This window comes from Gordonia sp. i37 (assembly GCF_002043085.1).
In the GTDB taxonomy this organism is placed as follows: Bacteria; Actinomycetota; Actinomycetes; order Mycobacteriales; family Mycobacteriaceae; genus Gordonia; species Gordonia polyisoprenivorans.
On sequence record NZ_MVPX01000102.1, the window covers coordinates 1 to 16,696 of the forward strand.

The following is a 16,696-nucleotide window of genomic DNA, read 5'->3' on the forward strand; positions in this document are numbered from 1 at the left end:
GGGTGGTCGACAACCCCGACACGTCGGGTAACGCGGTATCGACCATAATTGTCACCCCCCCGGCGCTAGCGAACACGTGTTTGCGTGGTGCTGTGTTCGAGTGTATGCCGGGTTTGTCGGGTTGGCAAGAGGTTATCGAAAGTTTTTTCGGATGGATTTCAGCACGGCGACGATCGGTGTGGCGCGGTGACCGGAATCGTCAGATCCCACTTCTGGAGTGCGGGCTCTACGTAGGCGATCGTGTTGTCGCGGTCGGCGGGGCCATCGTGCAGGATGCCCACCGCGCACACGCTCTGGTCGGGGTTCACGACGAACACCGCTGATCCCGAGTCGCCGACAACGGCATACCCACCCCAGTGGAGGCTTCGCGTGTTGGCGTCGAGTAGTGGCCCGCACGTCAGGCCCGCGCGTGCGCCGGCCATGCAGACCGGTGTTCCCCGAGGCAGTGTGGCCGCTTCCCGGGGTGTCACGACGCCGGCGATCGGGTGACCGTCGATGGTGGTGACCCATTGTGCTGCAGTCGCAGTCGGCGGTAGGAACGCGGCCGCGGCGTCGAGCATGGTGCCGTCGGCCATGGTGTCGTCCTCGTGTAGTTCGTAGGGGCTGAGGGGTAGGCGGCCCGTTTCGGACGAATCGGTGTAGAGCCACGTGGGGTGGCCCAAGCCGCTTACGCAGTGCCCGGCCGTCAGGTCGCCGCTGCTGCCCGTCGACGAGGTGACCGGCCAGCCGAGGGTGCATTGCGACGCCGGACCGGATGCCGTCGCGTCGACGATCGTGACGCCCGGCCGATACGTGTGGTCGGTCGTCGGGGTGAAGGGGACCGGATGTCCGCCGTCGCTGTCGGGCAACGTGACGAATCGGGTGGTGACCGGCCGTGGGTCGGATGTGGCTGCCGCCCCACCGCATGCGGCGACAAACAAGAAGGGCAGCAACGCCGCCGGAATTGCCCACCGCAGCCGGGTCATACGCGGCAGAGTAGCGATCCTGGCTGTGTGTTTCCTGCCGACGCGATCGGGTGCCACCGGCAACCTTGGACGAAAAGTGATTTCGGCACAACATGATTCGTCGTGGCGGACACTGTCGGACACGCGGAGATTGCATGGAGTTCATGCTCGCTCTGCACCCGGAAACAAAGAAAACCACCTTCGAGAGGTGGTTTTCCAGGTGGCCAGGGCCGGGATCGAACCGGCGACCTTCCGCTTTTCAGGCGGACGCTCGTACCAACTGAGCTACCTGGCCGGAAGGTTCGGTACGAACACCGAGACCTTTGGCGACCCTGACGGGACTCGAACCCGCGACCTCCGCCGTGACAGGGCGGCGCGCTAACCAACTGCGCCACAGGGCCTTGTTCAGTTATCTGTTCACCGAGGCGAACAGCGTACCCCCTACGGGATTCGAACCCGCGCTACCGCCTTGAAAGGGCGGCGTCCTAGGCCGCTAGACGAAGGGGGCCGGTTTCCGTTCGGGAGGGCTCCGTTGGGAGCCGACTCAGATTAGGACACCGCGCGCGGAAAACACAAATCGCCACGTCAGGGGCATTTTCTGGACGTCGACACGCGAAGCGGACACCGCCTGTCCGCGACCCGTTCGGCGCGAGGTAAACTCGCTTCCGCCCTCGGCGCCGAGGGTAACGCCCCTATAGCTCAGTTGGTAGAGCTACGGACTTTTAATCCGCAGGTCGTAGGTTCGAGCCCTACTGGGGGCACCGCAAACCGCCTGGTCACGGGCGGTTTTGTTGTTTCCGGGGTGGGTCGATGTCGGTGGCGGTGATCGCCGCGGTCAGTGACCACAACCGCTCGGCAGCAGCGGGATCGACGGCATAGGGCTGGACCCCTCCGTCGTCCATCTCGCCGTCGGGTTCGGCGGGTGAAGCAACCGTGCAATCCTCGAGATACAGTCCGCCGCGATCGTCGAGCGCGGCGGAGGTAGCCGCCCACAATCCGGTGGCGGCTCCCTGGGAGGGTGTCTTGAAGCCGTGGCCCACGACGTTGCCGGACGCGTCGATCCAGCCCAGTGTCGTTTGCTCGGCAGAGGTCAACTCGCGCTGCAAGCCGGTGATGATCTTGCCCGGATGCACGGCAAAGGCGCGGACGCCCTCGCCGCGGCCGATCTCGTCGAGAGCAACAGCGAAAAGTGCGTTGGCTGTTTTGGCTTGGCCGTACGAGATCCACTTGTCGTAGCCGGTGCGCAGATGTAGGTCGTGCCAACGGATGTCGGATAGGTGGTGACCTGCCGAGGAGTAGGCGACCACCCGTGCGCCACGCCTGGCGAGTAGTGGGTAGAGGCGGGTCAGCAGCATGAAGTGTCCGAAGTGGTTGACCGCCAACTGAAAATCCCACCCAGGTCCGACCGGCCGGTGCCGGGTCGCCATCACGCCCGCGCAGGCGACGACGAGGTCGATCGAGTCCAGTTCGGCGAGAAGGTGATCTGCCACTTGGGAAACCCGGTGCAGATCTCCGAGGTCGACGTCGCCGAGGACTGTGACGCGTGGGAGGTGGTCGAGCATCGAGCGTGCGAGTCGTCCCCGTCGCGCCGGGACGATGACGTGGGCGCCCGCAGCGACCAACGCGTTGGTGGTCTCCAAGCCGAGCCCGGAGTAGCCGCCGGTGACGAGTGCGGTTCGTCCGTGCAGATCGATGCCGTACATCACCTCCGATGTGGTGCTCGCGGTATCGAATTCGGTCGAGAGTGGGTACTGGTGGACGATGCTCATGACCCGAACCTAGAAGCTAGAGTTCTGTCTAGGTCAAGGGCTGGAGGCGCGATGGTCGACGATGCGGAGGCGTCATATTCGATCGGCGAGGTTGCCGACGCGGTCGGCATGAGCGTCCACGCACTGCGGTTCTACGAGCGCGAGGATCTGCTCATCGGTCCGATCGAGCGAACATCCGGTGGACGGCGCCGCTACCGCGAGGTCGACATCGACTGGCTACGCATCTGCACCCGCCTGCGTGAGTCCGGCATGCCCCTGGCGGATCTCCGGCGCTTTGCCGCGCTCGTGCGCGAGGGTTCGGGCAACGAAGCCGAACGGCTGGAGATTCTCGAGGGACAGCGACGCCGGGTCGACCGGCAGATCCGCGCCCTGCGGGATGCCCGCGACATCATCGACTGGAAGGCCGACGTCTACCGGGAGCACCTGCGCACCGGAGACGCAGTCGGTCTCTGGGACCCCACCACGTGAGTTCCTGCGTCTGAGAAGAGTTCGTTTGAGACGAATACAAGTGTGCGTCTCATCACGTTCGAAGCCTCCGAGTATGGGCAAATCTGACAACAAATCACCCTGAACTGGCTATTTGCTGCGAATCGACAAGCCGACGCGGATTGCGCCTCAGATTACTCTCAGGTAAGTTCGCGCCACCGCTTTGGCGGCGGGTCACACCCGCGGCGACGCGGGGATTCGGTGAGCGAGAAGGGGTGGGCCCGCATGCGGTCACGTGCCGGGGTGTCGAGAAGTGCCAGTAGGGGAAGAGCAGGCGGAATCGTCGGTCTCGTGGTCCTCGTGCTCGTGGTGTGGTTCCAGATCCCGGGTGTTGCCGCGGCCGACGAGCCGCCGACCTACTCGGGTGCGGTGCCGCTGACCCCGCCGGGACTCGGGACGATCTTCGGCGGCTATGTGCTCGGCACCTTCCGCGACGGACGCCTCGCGACCGGGCAGGAAGACTTCGAAGGTCTGGCCGCCGACGATCCCTTCTACGTCGAGCCGTCGATCTCGCAGGACGTCAAGCCCGGAACCCTGTTGAAGGCCAAGCGTTTCGACGTGTTGTTCGCCGGGGTCAAGCCTGCGCACGTGGCCGCCTACAAGATCATGTACGTCACCGAGAACGTTCGTGGGCGCAAGGTGATCTCGACCGGCGTCGTCATGATCCCCGAGGACGGCAAGCCCAACGGTTCGCGTTCGGTGGTCGCCTACCAGGAGGCCAACGATTCGGTCGGTGCGAAATGCCATCCGTCGACCCAGTGGAGCGGTGGCGCGCTCGGCGAGGCGTCGGCGTGGTCGGCGCTCGGGCCGCTGGCACTGATGTTTCAGCGCGGACTCGCCGTGGTGATCTCCGATATCGGCAACGACGCCGATCCGTCACCGCACGGCGTCTTCGCCGGAAAGTTCGCAGGCCACGCGTTACTCGACGGTGTCCGTGCGGCATATCGGGTCGGCCCGGCCGCGCTGAATCCGCGCAATCCGGTGGGGATCTTCGGCGTCGCCGGGGGCGGGGTCGGCGCCGGATTCGCCGCCGAGAACGTCGCGCGCTACGCACCCGAGATCAATCTCAAGGCAACGATGCTCGAGGGTATGGCGGTCGAACAGAAGAACTTCATCAGATTCGCCGACGGTCGGCTCGGGACCGGATTCGTCTTCGCCACGCTGCTCGGACTGGAGGCTCAGTACCCCGAGATGGCGTTGGACGCGAAACTGAACCCGGCCGGCCGCGCACTCGCCGATGTCTACCGGAAGTCCTGTCAGATGGCGTATTTCGGTATGCCGCCGCTGGTCCCGCTGAAGACCCTGTTCACCAGCGGGCAAGCCCCCGCCGACATCCCCGAGTTCGCACATGTCTACCGCGACAACACCCTCGGCCACGGGGATCGCCCGCGCGGCAAGGTGCTGGTCTCGGCCTGCAACGCCGACAACTCGTTCATGTCCCTGATCCCCGCCGCCGACTCCAAGAACCTGGTGACCCGCTACGTGCAGCAGGGCGCCGACGCCCAGTACTACGGGATGTACTGCGGCATGGACGTTTTCGTCACCAACATCTACAAGTGGGGTACCGAGCTGTTCGGCATGCACACCGTCGACTGGCTGGCCACGGAATTGAACTCATGAACGCCGAACCCACGAACGCCGAACCCACGGAGATCGACTGCATGCAAAAGGTCGGGCACCCGCAGAGGGCCGGATTCCCGCTGCGTCGGCTGATCCTGCTCCTCGCACTGGCCTGCGCGCTGGTCGGTTCCGCAGTGGTGGCCGGGCCCGCCCGCGCCGCAGATCTCGACCCGTATCTCGATCTGCCACTGACCAATCGGTACGCCGACCATTACGGCGGAGGCGTCAACCGCGCGCTGCCCACCGATCTCGGCAGGCTCGCCGAGTTGGTCGCCGAGGCCCGTGCGTCCGGTCTCGATGCCCACCGCTATGCGGCTCTGCTGTTCCAGTATCGCTTGGTGCAGGCGACCACTGAGGCCGGAATCGACTTGACCGGTTGGGATCCCGCCAAGGGATTCGCGGCCACTCGCGCCGACATGATCAAGTCCTATCGCTACTACGAGAACTTCCAGATCGCCCATCGGAACCTGCAATGGGCCGGTATGGCCGGACTGGTCGGTGCCGACTTCGGCGGCGGTATCGCCGATGTCGTGCTCGCCGGTGACATCTATGCGATCCGTGGACTGCAACCGCTCGCCGCGCGGATCATCGAGACGGCGACCTCGGTCGCCGGCCCGGGGTTGATCGGTGTGTTCCCCAAGGGTTTACAGACCTTGGCTTATCACGCCGACAAGATCACCCCCGCCGACCTGACCTGGTTCGCCGAGCGGGTGCTGGTGATGCAGAAGGCCATCTTCACCGACCTCATGCCCCAGCACGTCGCCTTCGTCCGCGACGGACTGCGTGGCATCGACGAATTCCGCCGAGCCGGGATCATCGACGACGCCGTCGCCACCGCGTGGCAGGGCATCGCCTCCGGGGATCCCGAACGGGTGGCCGCGGGCAATGCGACCCTGCTGCATCGTGAGCAGTTCGACGTCGTCGGTTGGCAATTCGACGACGTACGCAACTACCGCAAGGCCGACGGGGTCGGCGCTGCACTGACCTACGCGATGACCCTGGTCGGGTCTCCGTCGGTGGCCGGCGTACCCGCGCTGCGCGACTTCATTCCGTTCGTCCACACAACCCGCCTCGCCAACGGGACGACGCTGACCATCACGACACCGATCGCGAACTGGGACTGGTCGGTGTTCGATCAGCGCTGGCGCTACGTGACCACCGAACTGCTGCCGCGCTATCGCGACCTGGTGGACCACCGTTTCGCCGACCTCGTCGCGACGATGCGTGTCCCGTACGACACCCAATTCGAAAGCCACCGGCCGATCTTCAACATCTACAAGATCTTTTCCGATGCGGCGGCGCGCACAGTGGTGACCGTCCACTGAGCCGCGTCCAAGCCCGGCCGATGGCGCCGACCACACGGATGTGACCCACGCCATTGGGTAATCTCTGAGGTGACATCGACTTCAGGGAAGGCCCATGACCTCATCACCGAGTTCCGGGGTGGGAGCGTCATCGGCGCAAGGCCGGCACCCACGCCGAAGCACCGCGACCCGATGGAGCCGGGCGCGGCGGCGTTACGCCCTCCTCGTGTGGGGTGCGGTCGGTGAGCCGGGGGCGACCGAATGGGCGCAACTCGGTACCGCCGGGCGTCGCCGGTTGGCGACACGCGCCCTCGCCATTTCCTCGACCGCCATCGTCGGCAGCAACGCGCTCATCGGGTTCGAGACCTTCCTCCTGGTGCAGCTGTCGTACAACGGGGGACTGCTGACGGTCGACGAGACCCTGCGCGCGCCCAACTTTCCCGGCATCGTCACCGCCATCGTGGTGTGCATCGTCGTCAATCTGGTCCTCGGGGTTCTCACGCTGCGCCCGCAATTCCGCTGGTTCATCTCCGGCGACCCCGCTGATCATGCGCGTCGTGTTGCGGTGCAACGAATTCCGGCATTCCAGGTGCTCAGCACGTCGATCGCGTGGGCGGCGTCGGTGCTCAGCTACATCGCCATGTCCGCCGAAACCCTCACCGTCGAAACGGTGTTCGGCGTGGCGGTGGCGTTCGCGCTGGCCGGCATGTCGAGCGCGTGTCTGACGTATCTGTTCGCCGAACGCGCTTCTCGGCCACTGATGATGGTGGCGCTCGCCTCCGACCCGACCTCGCGCGTCGTGCACGGAGTGCGGGGCCGGATGTTCGCGGTGTGGGCGGTCAGTTCGGCTGTGCCGATGGTCGGTCTGATCATCCTCAACGTCGGGCGCAGACTGCACATGCTTCCGCCGGTGGCCGCCGACATCGACTGGGCGAGTGTGGTTCTCGCGCTCGTCGGACTCGCTGCCGGCGCCCGCATCATCGTCCTCGTCGGCCAGTCCCTGATCGATCCGCTCACCGAACTACGCGACGCGGTGGAGAAGGTCCATGCCGGCGACCTCGACGCCCACGTCGACGTGTACGACTCCTCCGAACTAGGGGTGCTGCAGCAGGGATTCAACGAGATGGTCACCGGCCTCGACGAGCGCGAACGCATGCGGGAACTGTTCGCCCGCCACGTCGGCGACACCGTCGCCGAACTCGCAATCGAGAGAGGGATGGGTCTGCACGGCACCAACGCCGAGGTCGGGGTGTTGCTCGTCGACATCGTCGGCTCCACCACCATCGCGCAGGAACGCCGCCCACAGGACACCGCGGCGCTGCTCAACGAATTCTTCGAGATCGTCGCGCAGGTCGTCGACGACCACCGGGGATTCGTGAACAAATTCGAGGGCGATGCCGCGCTCGCGGTGTTCGGGGCGCCGGTGGCGATCGACGATCCCGCCGGTGCGGCGTTGGCCGCGGCCCGGGACCTCGCGCGCGGCCTGAGCGAGGCCCTCGACGTCCGCTGGGGGATCGGGGTCTCCTTCGGCACCGCCTTCGCCGGGAACATCGGCGCCGAACGGCGATACGAGTACACGGTGATCGGCGACCCGGTCAACGAATGCGCACGCCTGTCGGAGATGGCCAAGACCAGTCGGGTGCCGGTGCTCGGGAGCGGGGCGGCCATCGCCGGCGCCGACGACGCCGAGGCGCAACACTGGACGATGCTGGGTAAACGCGTCGTGCGCGGACGCACCGAGGCCACCGAGATCTACGGCCCAATCGATCTCGTTCCCGAGAGCGCCCCCACGGTGGGCGACGTGATCTCCGGACTGTTGCGCCCGGTGAAATGGCTGGGGTCGGCCGGACTGATGCGCCTGCGGTAGCGGCAAACGCCCGCGGTGACACACCGCTCTTCTCCGCCTCTCGGCCCGCTCTCCTCCGCATCTCGGCGATGTCGTGGCAGGGTGAGAGGGAGCACACCGCAGCGACAAAGGGGCATTCCATGAGTGGTTGGTCGACGCACGACATCCCGGATCAAACGGGCCGGACCTTCATCGTGACCGGGGCCAACTCCGGACTCGGTGCCGAGACCACCAAGGCGCTGGTCGGTGCGGGCGCGGAGGTCATCATGGCCTGCCGCAACACCGCCAAGGCCGACGACGTGGCCCGCGGCCTCGGCGACCGGGCGCGGGTGGCCGCGCTCGACCTCGCGGACCTCGCGTCGGTCCGGGCCTTCGCCGACGGGGTCGGCAGCATCGACGTCCTCATCAACAACGCCGGCGTGATGGCGCTGCCGTTGCGGCGCACCGCCGACGGCTTCGAGATGCAGATGGGCACCAACCATCTGGGCCACTTCGCGCTCACCGGTCTGCTCCTGCCCAAGATCGGTGACCGCGTGGTGACGTTGTCGTCGGGGTTGCACCAACTCGGCCGCATCGATCTCGCCGACCTCGATTGGCGCAACCGCCGCTACCGGCGCTGGCGGGCCTACGGTGACTCGAAGATGGCCAACCTGATGTTCGGCATGGACCTCGCCGACCGCTTCGACGCCGCGGACGGCGACGGTCGGCTCTCGCTGATCGCCCACCCCGGGTACGCGGCCACCGAACTGCAGGGCCACACCGAGTCGCTGATGGATTCGGCGATGAAGATCGGCAACCTGTTCGCGCAATCGGCCGCCGACGGCGCGCTGCCCACGCTGTACGCCGCGACCGCACCGGACGTCGTCAACGGCACCTTCTACGGGCCGAGTCACTTCTTCGGCATGCGCGGCGCGCCCGGGGTCTCGGCCTTCAGCGGCCGCGCCAACGACCGAGCGATCCGTGACGGACTGTGGGCGGAGTCGGAGAAGCTCACCGGCGTCTCCTACCCGATCTAGGGTCGGCGAGCCTCACCACACACCCGGCGGACGGAATTGCACACTGATGCGGGCTCCGACGCCGGGGCATTTCGGCACGGCGTGTTCCCACGTCCGCTGACAACTGCCACCCATCACGAGTAGGTCGCCCGAGCCCAGGACGAACCGCAGCGACGGACCACCGCCCCTGGGGCGCAACGCCAGCGGTCGCGGAGCTCCGAGTGACAGGATCGCCACCATGGTGTCGTGGGTGGCGCCGCGACCGAATCGGTCGCCGTGCCAGGCCACCGAGTCGGAACCGTCGCGATACAGACACAGGCCCGCCGTGGCGAAGCCCTCGGGCAATTCCTCGCGGTAGTGCGCACTCAAATCCGAACGTGCTTGCGCCAGAAGGGGATCGGGCAGTCGATGGTGTGCCTGATAGGTGGCGATCAGTCGCGGGACGTCGACGACACGGTCGTACATGCGCCGTCGCTCCGCACGCCAGGCCGCACCGTCGTACAGGGCGTCGAAGAGGGCGGGGGAATCGGCGATCCAACCCGGCCGCAGATCGACCCAGGCGCCGTCGGACAATTCGCGGCGGGTCACCGAGGTCCCCAGCGCGCCGAGGCTCGGCGCGGCTCCGGCGGTCCCCGTGAGGTCGAAGAGCGAACCCTGCATGCCGACGGTCATGAGCCCACACTAGCGCGCATCGAATGCATGTTCTAGTGTTCCGGAACACGGCGCAGGCTGGTGGCGCAGCACGGAAAAGCGGAGTACACAGTATCAAGTGTTAGTCACTCACACTTTTGGGTGACGCGCCGCTGTATCGACGACCCGTCCGCATCGACGTCCAGGGGATTGCCATGGCCTCACTGCTCTTCCGGCTCGGCCGGTTCTCGTTTCGGCACAAATGGTGGGTGATCGCGACCTGGCTGCTCGCCCTCGTCGTCGTGGCCGGCCTCGTCGGCGCGCTCAAACCCAAGTTCGCGCAGGACTTCGATCTGCCCGGCACCGACTCGGGTACCGCGACCAGCCAGTTGCAGCAGTACTTCCCGAAGGTCATGGAGCAGCAGTCCCGTGGTTCGGCGACGGTGGTGGTGTACGCCGACAACGGACTCGAGGCGCACGCCGACCAGCTCAACGCGCTGGCCGCCGATCTGCAGAAGCTGCCCGACGTCGCCGACGCCAAGAACGTCGTCAGCCCGCTCGTCGCCGCCAAGGCGCAACCGGCGGTGGCCGCGAAGGTCCTCGGCGACAACGGCCATGTCGGTCTGATCAGCGTCGGGGTCACCACGAATGTGCAGGACCTGTCGGTCGATCAGAAACAGCAACTCCTCGACGTTCTCGCCAAACACCGCGGCGACGGACTACAGGTCGAGGCCACCGGTTCGCTCGTCCAGGTCATGGAACAGGGCGGCAAGGCCGAGTTGATCGGTTTCGCGGTCGCGTTCGTGGTGATGATCGTCGCGTTCGGTGCGCTGATCGCGGCCTTCATCCCGCTGGTCACCGGCATAGTCGGTGTCGCGCTGACGATGATGCTGGTGACCCTGAGCGCCAAGTTCATGACGGTGAACCAGACCGCGACGGGCATCGTCACGATGCTCGGTATCGCCGTGTCGATCGACTACGCGCTGTTCATCGTGTCGCGCTATCGCAGCGAGGTGAAACGTGGCGGTAGTCGCGCCGACGCCGCCGGTCGCGCGGTCGGCACCGCCGGAACCGCGGTGGTCTTCGCGGGCCTGACGGTGGTCATCGCGGTGGTGGCGCTGACCGTCGTGGGTATCCCGCTGATCACCCAGATGGGCGCGGGCGCGGCAGTGGCCGTGGTCATCGCGGTGATCGCGGCGCTCACCCTGATCCCGGCGTTGCTCGGGGCGGTCGGCCGCTTCGTCTTCCCCCCGCGTATCCCCGGCATCCGTCACGCCGAGAAGTCCGAGACCGCCGACACCAACGGCGTTCGCTTCGGTCGGACGGTGGTCAAACGGCCGCTGCCGTTCATCATCGTCGGCCTGGCGATCCTCGTCCTGGCCGCGATCCCGGTCGGCAAGCTGGAACTCGGCATGGACCTGTCCAACTCCGACGAGGCACGCGCATCGGCGTTGCTGCAGAAGGGATTCGGCGAGGGAGTCAACGGCCAGCTGTTGGTGATCGTGCACGACGCCGACGGCAACGTCGCACCGGCCGCCGAGCAGGCCGTCGCACACATCAAGACCTTGTCCGACGTCGCCAACCCCGCGACGCTGATCTGGACCGGCAACGGCACCGGGGCGAACCCGAACACCGGCGCCTCGACCGCACTGATCATGGTGACCCCGGAGAGCGCGCCGTCGGCACAGGCCACCCACGACCTGATGGAGAAGATCCGCGACTGGGGTCCGACCATCACCAAGGGCGGCGTCGAGATGCACGTCGGCGGTCAGACCGCGATCATGTCGGACCTGTCGGCGAAGCTCGACAAGGCACTCATCCCGTATCTGGTGGTCGTGGTCGGACTCGCGTTCCTCATCATGATCGGCGTCTTCCGTTCGATCTGGGTTCCGTTGGTCGGGACGATCGGCTTCATCTTCTCGGTGCTCGCGACCTTCGGTGTGACCGTGGCGATCTTCCAGGAGGGGTACCTCGGGATCATCACCGACACCCGGCCCACCCTGTCGTTCCTGCCGATCTTCCTGATCGGCGTGGTCTTCGGTCTCGCAATGGATTATCAAGTTTTCCTGGTGACCCGAATGCGCGAGGAGTACATCCACGGCATGAGTGCCAAGGACGCCATCATCGCCGGCTACCGGCACGGTGCGCGCGTGGTGAGTTCGGCCGCGGTCATCATGATCAGCGTCTTCGCCTCGTTCATGCTCGCGCCCGACACCACGTCCAAGATGCTCGGATTCGCCCTGGCCATCGCGGTCTTCTTCGACGCCTTCATCATTCGCATGACGGTGGTGCCCGCGGTGATCGCGATGCTGGGTGATCGGGCGTGGGGGCTGCCGCGCTGGCTCGACAAGCTGGTCTTCGATTTCGACATCGAGGGCGGTGCGGTCCGTGACCGCGGACTGTCGGGCGAGAAGGAAGCCGTCGTCGCGTCGGCGCCGAGCTGACGGTGCATCCCACAATGAAAAAAGCTCGATGACGGGTGTGTCGCATCGTCCGGCCGGGCTGCGTGAACAGAACAAGGTGCGCACCCGGTCGGCCATCCGGGAGGCCGCGATGCGGCTGTTCGCCCGACATGGCTACGCGCAGACCACCGTCGAGCAGATCGCACGCGAGGCGGAGGTCTCCCACACCACCTTCTTCCGGTACTTCGCGTCCAAGGAGCAGGTGGTCATCGGCGACGATCTCGAGGACGCGCGCGTCGCGGCGATGAACGAGATCCCGCCGGGTCTCGGGCATTTCGATCTGCTGCGCACGATGGTCCGTGCGCAGTACCGCATCGCGACCGCCGATCCGTGGGCGTCGAGTGCGGAGCGGATGCGCCTGATCCAGTCCGAGCCGGCCCTGCGGATGGCCAATCAGATCGAGGCCGACGCCGCGATCATCCGTGCCCGCGAGTACTTCGCCGACTATCTCGGTGTGCCGCAGGACGACACGCATCTGCACGTCTTCATTGCGGCGACCGCCGGGGTGATGTTCCACATCGCCGAGCAGGTCGACGATCCGCGCGACGATCGCGTGCTCGCCTCTCTGCTCGAGGCGATCGATCTGATGGAGCAAGGGCTGCCGATGTGACGGCCCGGGAGAAGGAGAGAACGACATGACACGACTCGAGGGCAAGGTCGCCTTCATCACCGGTGTGGCGCGCGGACAGGGCCGCGCCCACGCCGTGCGCCTGGCACGTGAGGGCGCCGGGATCATCGGCGTCGACCTCGCGGGACCGCTGCCCGGCGTGCCCTACTATTCCGCGACCCCCGACGACCTCGCCGAGACCGCGCGACTTGTCGAGGAACAGGGCGGCACAGCCGTTCTCACCCAATGTGATGTGCGTGACGCCGATGGGCTGACCGCGGCGGTCGCGGCCGGCGTCGAGAGGTTCGGCGGCCTCGACATCGTGGTGGCCAATGCCGGGATCTGTATTCCCCAGACCTACGACGAGATCACCGCGGAGAGCTCCGCGACACCATCGACATCAACGTGATCGGGGTCTGGAACACGGTCCGGGCCACCGTGGATCCGCTGATCGCGCGTGGCGGTGGATCGGTGATCATCACCAGCTCGTATGCGGGGAAGAAGGCGCAGCCCTTCATGATCCACTACACCACCGGTAAGCACGCCCTGGTCGGGATGACCCGTGGTCTCGCCGCCGAGCTCGGCGCCCACAACATCCGTGTGAACTCCGTGCACCCCGGTGCGGTGAACACCCCGATGGGGTCGGGCAGCATGCGCGAACGCATCGAACAGACCAATGAGGCCAACCCGCGGCTCGCCGGGATGGGCATGGTGTTTCTCAACCAGTACGTCGCCGAGGCCGACGAGATCGCCAACGTGGTCGCCTTCCTCGCGTCCGACGAGTCGGCGTTCATCACCGCCGAGCACATCTCGATCGACGGTGGTGCGCAGCACTACTGAGCTGTGCGCTCGCTGCGCGCCTGCGCCCGCAGCGCCTCGGCGGCGGCGTCGAGGGTCGCCCGCGCGGCGTCGGGATCGATCCGGCTCAACGACAACGCGGCGATGTCGGCGGCGACGGTGAGCCGGGTCAGTTGCCGCCGCACCCTCGCGTTGGCCCGGGGGAGCAGGGCGTCGACCCCGTGGCCGATCGCGTCGGTGAGCTCGCGGTGATAACCGGCGATCACCTCGTGCACCGCGGTATCCGAGCCGATCGGAGCCGCGGCGCTGACCAGCAGTAGACAGCCTTGCGGTGCATCGGGATTCGACGCCAGTGTGCCGATCGCGGCGCTCAGTGCGGTCAGGAAGTCCAGGATCGCCTCGGGTGCCACCGGGTCGGTGGTGAGCGGCTGCAGGCGCGGACGGACCACGGTGTCGAGGTAGTCCTCGACGGCGGCATCGAAGAGGCCCCGCATGTTGCCGTGGGCGTGGTAGATACTCGATCGGCCCACACCGGTGGCCTGTTCGACGTCGGCGACCGAGACGGCGTCGAAGCCGCGCCGCCAGAACAGATCGCGTGCCTGGCGGATCAGCTGCTGGGGGTCGTATCCGGCGGGGCGTCCCATGTGAACTCCGGTGATCGAGGGTTGACAAATTGTGCAACGATCATTCTAGTATAGTTCTGGAACGAACAGTGCACAATTGTGGAGGAGTACCCGATGGCCGTCGCCATGATCGTCGTCGCAGCCCTGGCCGCGGCGTTGCACGTCTACATCTTCGTGCTCGAATCCCTTCTCTGGACCCACCCGCGCACCCGCGCGACTTTCGGCACCAGCGCGCAGGAGGCGCAGGCCACCCGCGAGATGGCGTTCAACCAGGGGTTCTACAACCTCTTCCTGGCGATCATCGTCGTCATCGGCGTGGCCTGCTGGTTCGCCGACCATGCTGTCGGCGCTGCACTGATCGGCGCCGGTGCCGGCTCGATGCTGGCCGCGGGGCTGGTGCTGCTCGTCTCCTCGCCCGACAAGGCCCGCGCCGCCCTCACCCAGCTCGCGTTTCCCCTGATCGCCCTCGTGCTGCTCGGCGTGACACTCGCGCTGTGAGCCTCGTTCGGACTCCACACCCCGACATACACACCCCGACATCCACACCTTCAAGGAGAATTCGATGACCACCTCGACCAGCACCCAGATCCAACTCGTGAACCGGCCGGTGGGCTGGCCCACCCCCGATGACTTCCGCACGGTCGCCGTGGACCTTGCCGACCTCGCTCCGGGGGAGGTCCGCGTCGCCAACGAGTTCGTCTCCGTCGACCCGTACATGCGCGGGCGGATGATCGACACCCGCAGCTACGTCCCACCATTCGCCCTGGGGGAGACCATGACCGGCGGTGCGGTCGGCCGGGTCGTCGCGTCAAAGGCCGACGATCTGCCCGTCGGCACCCTCGTGCTGCATCAGCTCGGTTGGCGTGACGTCGCCCAGGCGCCGGCCGCCGAGTTCACCGCGGTGCCCGAACCGCCCACCGGCACATCGACATCGGTGTACCTCGGCGTCCTCGGCCTCACCGGGATGACGGCCTACGTGGGACTCACCGCGATCGCCGGGCTGAAAGACGGTGACATAGTCTTCATCTCGGGAGCCGCGGGCGCCGTCGGAAGTGTGGCCGGGCAGATCGCACGTCTGCTCGGTGCCACCTCGGTCATCGGTTCGGCGGGCGGGCCGGCCAAAGTGGATCTTCTCACCTCCCGGTACGGCTTCGACGCCGCCCTCGACTACAAGGCGGCACCGGTGCGAAAGCAGTTGCGGGAGCTGGCAACAGACGGAATCGACGTCTACTTCGACAACGTCGGCGGCGATCATCTCGAGGCTGCGCTCGACGTCTTCAACAACGGCGGCCGCGCCGCGCTGTGCGGGGCCATCTCCTCCTACAACGAGACGCAGGCACAGCCCGGGCCGCGCAACATGAGCAACATCATCACCCGGGGACTGACCCTGCGCGGCTTCACTCTGCCCTCCTACATGGGCCTCGCACGCGAGTTCAACGAGAAGATGGCGGCGTGGCTGGCCGATGGGAAAATCGTCCACGACGAGACCGTCGTGGACGGTATCGACCAGGCGGTGGATGCCTTCCTCGGCATGATGCGCGGGGAGAATGTCGGAAAGATGTTGGTGCGCATCTGATCCCAGAGGTGGAAACCGCTCGGCTCAGCGGGGTCGGGGCGTGGCACTGAGCCGAGCGGTGTCTGGGGGCCTCGGAGTCCGGGGCGTAGGTACCTCAGACGTCCGAACGGGGCGGTGGCGGCACCGCGCCGGTCATGATCGCCACCGCCTCGGCGGCGGTGTGCGTCTTCGGGGTCACGACGGTCGCCCGACGCCCCAGTCGCGCAATGTGAATGCGGTCGGCGACCTCGAAGACGTCGGCCATGTTGTGGCTGATCAGGATCACCGGCAGACCGGTCGCCCGCAACTCCTCGATCACCCGCAGCACCTGCCCGGTCTCCTTGACCCCGAGCGCCGCCGTCGGTTCGTCGAGCACCACCAATCGCGTTGCGAACGCCGCGGCGCGGGCCACGGCCACCGCCTGACGCTGGCCACCGGACAGGGTCTCGACCGACTGGGACATGTTCTGCACGGTGGCGATCCCCAGGCCGCTGATCTTATCGCGCGCCTGCTCACGCATGCCCCGCTTGTCGAGCATCCGCAACACCGACCCCAGTATCCCGGCGCGGCGTTGTTCGCGGCCGAGGTACATGTTGCTCGCGATGTCCAATGCCGGTGCGACAGCGAGATTCTGGTACACCGTCTCGATCCCCGCGTCGCGGGCGTCCTGCGGGATGCGGAAGTGCACACGCTGCCCGTCGAGGTAGATCTCGCCGGCATCGGGAATCAACGCTCCGGTCAGCGCCTTGATGAGCGTCGACTTGCCCGCTCCGTTGTCGCCGATGATCGCGAGCACCTCGCCCGGATAGAGTTCGAGGTCGACGCCGTCGAGGCCGACCACGCGCCCGAAGGTCTTGACCAGCCCGCGGGCCTGCAACACCGGTGCCTGCCCGGTCGCCGAGAGTCGGCCCAGCTCGGTCGGTTCCACGGTCTGGGCGCTCATGCGCTCACCCCTCGAATCCAGCGATCGATGGCGACCGCGGCGATCACCAGGATTCCGACCGCGAGCGTCTGATACTGCACGTTGACCCCGGCCAGAGCCAGGCCGCTGCGGAAC

The 16,696-nt window shown here is 66.6% G+C and carries 14 protein-coding genes, 4 tRNA genes and 1 pseudogene; 11 read left to right on the plus strand and 8 right to left on the minus strand.

Going from position 1 to position 16,696, the window contains the following annotated elements; translation table 11 throughout:
* Positions 1-158: 158 nt before the first annotated feature.
* The 4 genes from B1964_RS04650 to B1964_RS04665 form a co-directional block, all read right to left on the minus strand.
* Positions 159-965 carry a hypothetical protein gene (locus B1964_RS04650; RefSeq protein ID WP_079929036.1) on the minus strand — a complete coding sequence of 269 codons (807 nt, stop codon included), beginning with the start codon at positions 963-965 and terminating at the stop codon, positions 159-161.
* Between the two features lie 200 nt (positions 966-1,165).
* Positions 1,166-1,239 (minus strand) — tRNA-Phe (locus B1964_RS04655).
* 29 nt (positions 1,240-1,268) lie between these two features.
* Positions 1,269-1,345 (minus strand) — tRNA-Asp (locus tag B1964_RS04660).
* A 34-nt stretch (positions 1,346-1,379) separates the two neighbouring features.
* Positions 1,380-1,452: transfer RNA gene (locus B1964_RS04665), tRNA-Glu, on the minus strand.
* A 180-nt stretch (positions 1,453-1,632) separates the two neighbouring features.
* Here B1964_RS04665 and B1964_RS04670 point away from each other — a divergent pair.
* Positions 1,633-1,705 (plus strand) — tRNA-Lys (locus tag B1964_RS04670).
* Between the two features lie 15 nt (positions 1,706-1,720).
* On the opposite strand, the gene B1964_RS04675 is transcribed toward B1964_RS04670, so the two are convergent.
* Positions 1,721-2,713: an oxidoreductase gene (locus B1964_RS04675; RefSeq protein ID WP_079929037.1), complete on the minus strand. Its 993-nt coding sequence runs from the start codon at positions 2,711-2,713 to the stop codon at positions 1,721-1,723.
* Between the two features lie 51 nt (positions 2,714-2,764).
* On the opposite strand from B1964_RS04675, the gene B1964_RS04680 reads away from it, so the two are divergent.
* The 5 genes from B1964_RS04680 (at position 2,765) to B1964_RS04700 (ending at position 8,985) form a co-directional block, all read left to right on the plus strand.
* Positions 2,765-3,181: a MerR family transcriptional regulator gene (locus B1964_RS04680; RefSeq protein ID WP_079929038.1), complete on the plus strand. Its 417-nt coding sequence runs from the start codon at positions 2,765-2,767 to the stop codon at positions 3,179-3,181.
* Positions 3,182-3,400: 219 nt separating this feature from the next.
* Complete coding sequence (locus B1964_RS04685; protein WP_253193885.1) at positions 3,401-4,819, plus strand: lipase family protein; 1,419 nt, start codon at positions 3,401-3,403, stop codon at positions 4,817-4,819.
* Positions 4,816-6,144 (plus strand): hypothetical protein, encoded by a 1,329-nt coding sequence (locus B1964_RS04690; RefSeq protein ID WP_079929040.1) that lies wholly within the window; start codon positions 4,816-4,818, stop codon positions 6,142-6,144. The genes B1964_RS04685 and B1964_RS04690 overlap by 4 nt, the downstream gene beginning before the upstream one ends.
* A gap of 205 nt (positions 6,145-6,349) precedes the next feature.
* Positions 6,350-7,990 (plus strand): adenylate/guanylate cyclase domain-containing protein, encoded by a 1,641-nt coding sequence (locus B1964_RS04695; RefSeq protein ID WP_006367741.1) that lies wholly within the window; start codon positions 6,350-6,352, stop codon positions 7,988-7,990.
* Between the two features lie 119 nt (positions 7,991-8,109).
* Entirely contained in the window at positions 8,110-8,985 is an 876-nt protein-coding gene (locus tag B1964_RS04700; protein ID WP_014361296.1) for an oxidoreductase, read from the plus strand.
* Positions 8,986-8,997: 12 nt separating this feature from the next.
* Here B1964_RS04700 and B1964_RS04705 read toward each other — a convergent pair whose 3' ends face one another.
* Positions 8,998-9,636 carry an alpha-ketoglutarate-dependent dioxygenase AlkB gene (locus B1964_RS04705; RefSeq protein WP_079929041.1) on the minus strand — a complete coding sequence of 213 codons (639 nt, stop codon included), beginning with the start codon at positions 9,634-9,636 and terminating at the stop codon, positions 8,998-9,000.
* A gap of 173 nt (positions 9,637-9,809) precedes the next feature.
* Here B1964_RS04705 and B1964_RS04710 point away from each other — a divergent pair, with 173 nt between their 5' ends.
* The 3 genes and pseudogenes from B1964_RS04710 to B1964_RS04720 all read left to right on the plus strand — a co-directional run bounded on the left by B1964_RS04710 (position 9,810) and on the right by B1964_RS04720 (position 13,503).
* Positions 9,810-12,038 (plus strand): MMPL family transporter, encoded by a 2,229-nt coding sequence (locus B1964_RS04710; protein WP_079929042.1) that lies wholly within the window; start codon positions 9,810-9,812, stop codon positions 12,036-12,038.
* 37 nt (positions 12,039-12,075) lie between these two features.
* Positions 12,076-12,666: a TetR family transcriptional regulator gene (locus tag B1964_RS04715; RefSeq protein ID WP_014361293.1), complete on the plus strand. Its 591-nt coding sequence runs from the start codon at positions 12,076-12,078 to the stop codon at positions 12,664-12,666.
* Positions 12,667-12,691: 25 nt separating this feature from the next.
* Positions 12,692-13,503 (plus strand): annotated as a pseudogene (locus tag B1964_RS04720) (mycofactocin-coupled SDR family oxidoreductase).
* On the opposite strand, the gene B1964_RS04725 reads toward B1964_RS04720, so the two are convergent.
* Positions 13,497-14,105: a helix-turn-helix domain-containing protein gene (locus B1964_RS04725; RefSeq protein ID WP_014361291.1), complete on the minus strand. Its 609-nt coding sequence runs from the start codon at positions 14,103-14,105 to the stop codon at positions 13,497-13,499. The pseudogene B1964_RS04720 and the gene B1964_RS04725 sit on opposite strands and share 7 nt — an antisense overlap.
* Positions 14,106-14,198: 93 nt before the next feature.
* Between B1964_RS04725 and B1964_RS04730 the strand changes: the two genes are divergently transcribed.
* Together B1964_RS04730 and B1964_RS04735 are read left to right on the plus strand one after the other, a co-directional pair.
* Positions 14,199-14,582, plus strand: coding sequence for a DUF1304 domain-containing protein (locus tag B1964_RS04730; RefSeq protein ID WP_079929043.1), 384 nt, complete (start codon positions 14,199-14,201; stop codon positions 14,580-14,582).
* Between the two features lie 64 nt (positions 14,583-14,646).
* Positions 14,647-15,660: an NADP-dependent oxidoreductase gene (locus B1964_RS04735; protein ID WP_079929044.1), complete on the plus strand. Its 1,014-nt coding sequence runs from the start codon at positions 14,647-14,649 to the stop codon at positions 15,658-15,660.
* Positions 15,661-15,754: 94 nt separating this feature from the next.
* Here B1964_RS04735 and B1964_RS04740 read toward each other — a convergent pair whose 3' ends face one another.
* Positions 15,755-16,582, minus strand: coding sequence for an ATP-binding cassette domain-containing protein (locus B1964_RS04740; RefSeq protein ID WP_079929045.1), 828 nt, complete (start codon positions 16,580-16,582; stop codon positions 15,755-15,757).
* Positions 16,583-16,696 lie beyond the last annotated feature (114 nt).

What these genes read in the sequence shown, in the direction of transcription:
- B1964_RS04705 (WP_079929041.1), bottom strand. Translation starts at nt 9,636, where the DNA reads ATGACCGTCGGCATGCAGGGTTCGCTCTTCGACCTCACGGGGACCGCC.
- B1964_RS04700 (WP_014361296.1), top strand. Translation starts at nt 8,110, where the DNA reads ATGAGTGGTTGGTCGACGCACGACATCCCGGATCAAACGGGCCGGACC.
- B1964_RS04725 (WP_014361291.1), bottom strand. Translation starts at nt 14,105, where the DNA reads ATGGGACGCCCCGCCGGATACGACCCCCAGCAGCTGATCCGCCAGGCA.
- B1964_RS04730 (WP_079929043.1), top strand. Translation starts at nt 14,199, where the DNA reads ATGGCCGTCGCCATGATCGTCGTCGCAGCCCTGGCCGCGGCGTTGCAC.
- B1964_RS04650 (WP_079929036.1), bottom strand. Translation starts at nt 965, where the DNA reads ATGACCCGGCTGCGGTGGGCAATTCCGGCGGCGTTGCTGCCCTTCTTG.
- B1964_RS04680 (WP_079929038.1), top strand. Translation starts at nt 2,765, where the DNA reads ATGGTCGACGATGCGGAGGCGTCATATTCGATCGGCGAGGTTGCCGAC.
- B1964_RS04675 (WP_079929037.1), bottom strand. Translation starts at nt 2,713, where the DNA reads ATGAGCATCGTCCACCAGTACCCACTCTCGACCGAATTCGATACCGCG.
- B1964_RS04740 (WP_079929045.1), bottom strand. Translation starts at nt 16,582, where the DNA reads ATGAGCGCCCAGACCGTGGAACCGACCGAGCTGGGCCGACTCTCGGCG.
- B1964_RS04710 (WP_079929042.1), top strand. Translation starts at nt 9,810, where the DNA reads ATGGCCTCACTGCTCTTCCGGCTCGGCCGGTTCTCGTTTCGGCACAAA.
- B1964_RS04735 (WP_079929044.1), top strand. Translation starts at nt 14,647, where the DNA reads ATGACCACCTCGACCAGCACCCAGATCCAACTCGTGAACCGGCCGGTG.
- B1964_RS04690 (WP_079929040.1), top strand. Translation starts at nt 4,816, where the DNA reads ATGAACGCCGAACCCACGAACGCCGAACCCACGGAGATCGACTGCATG.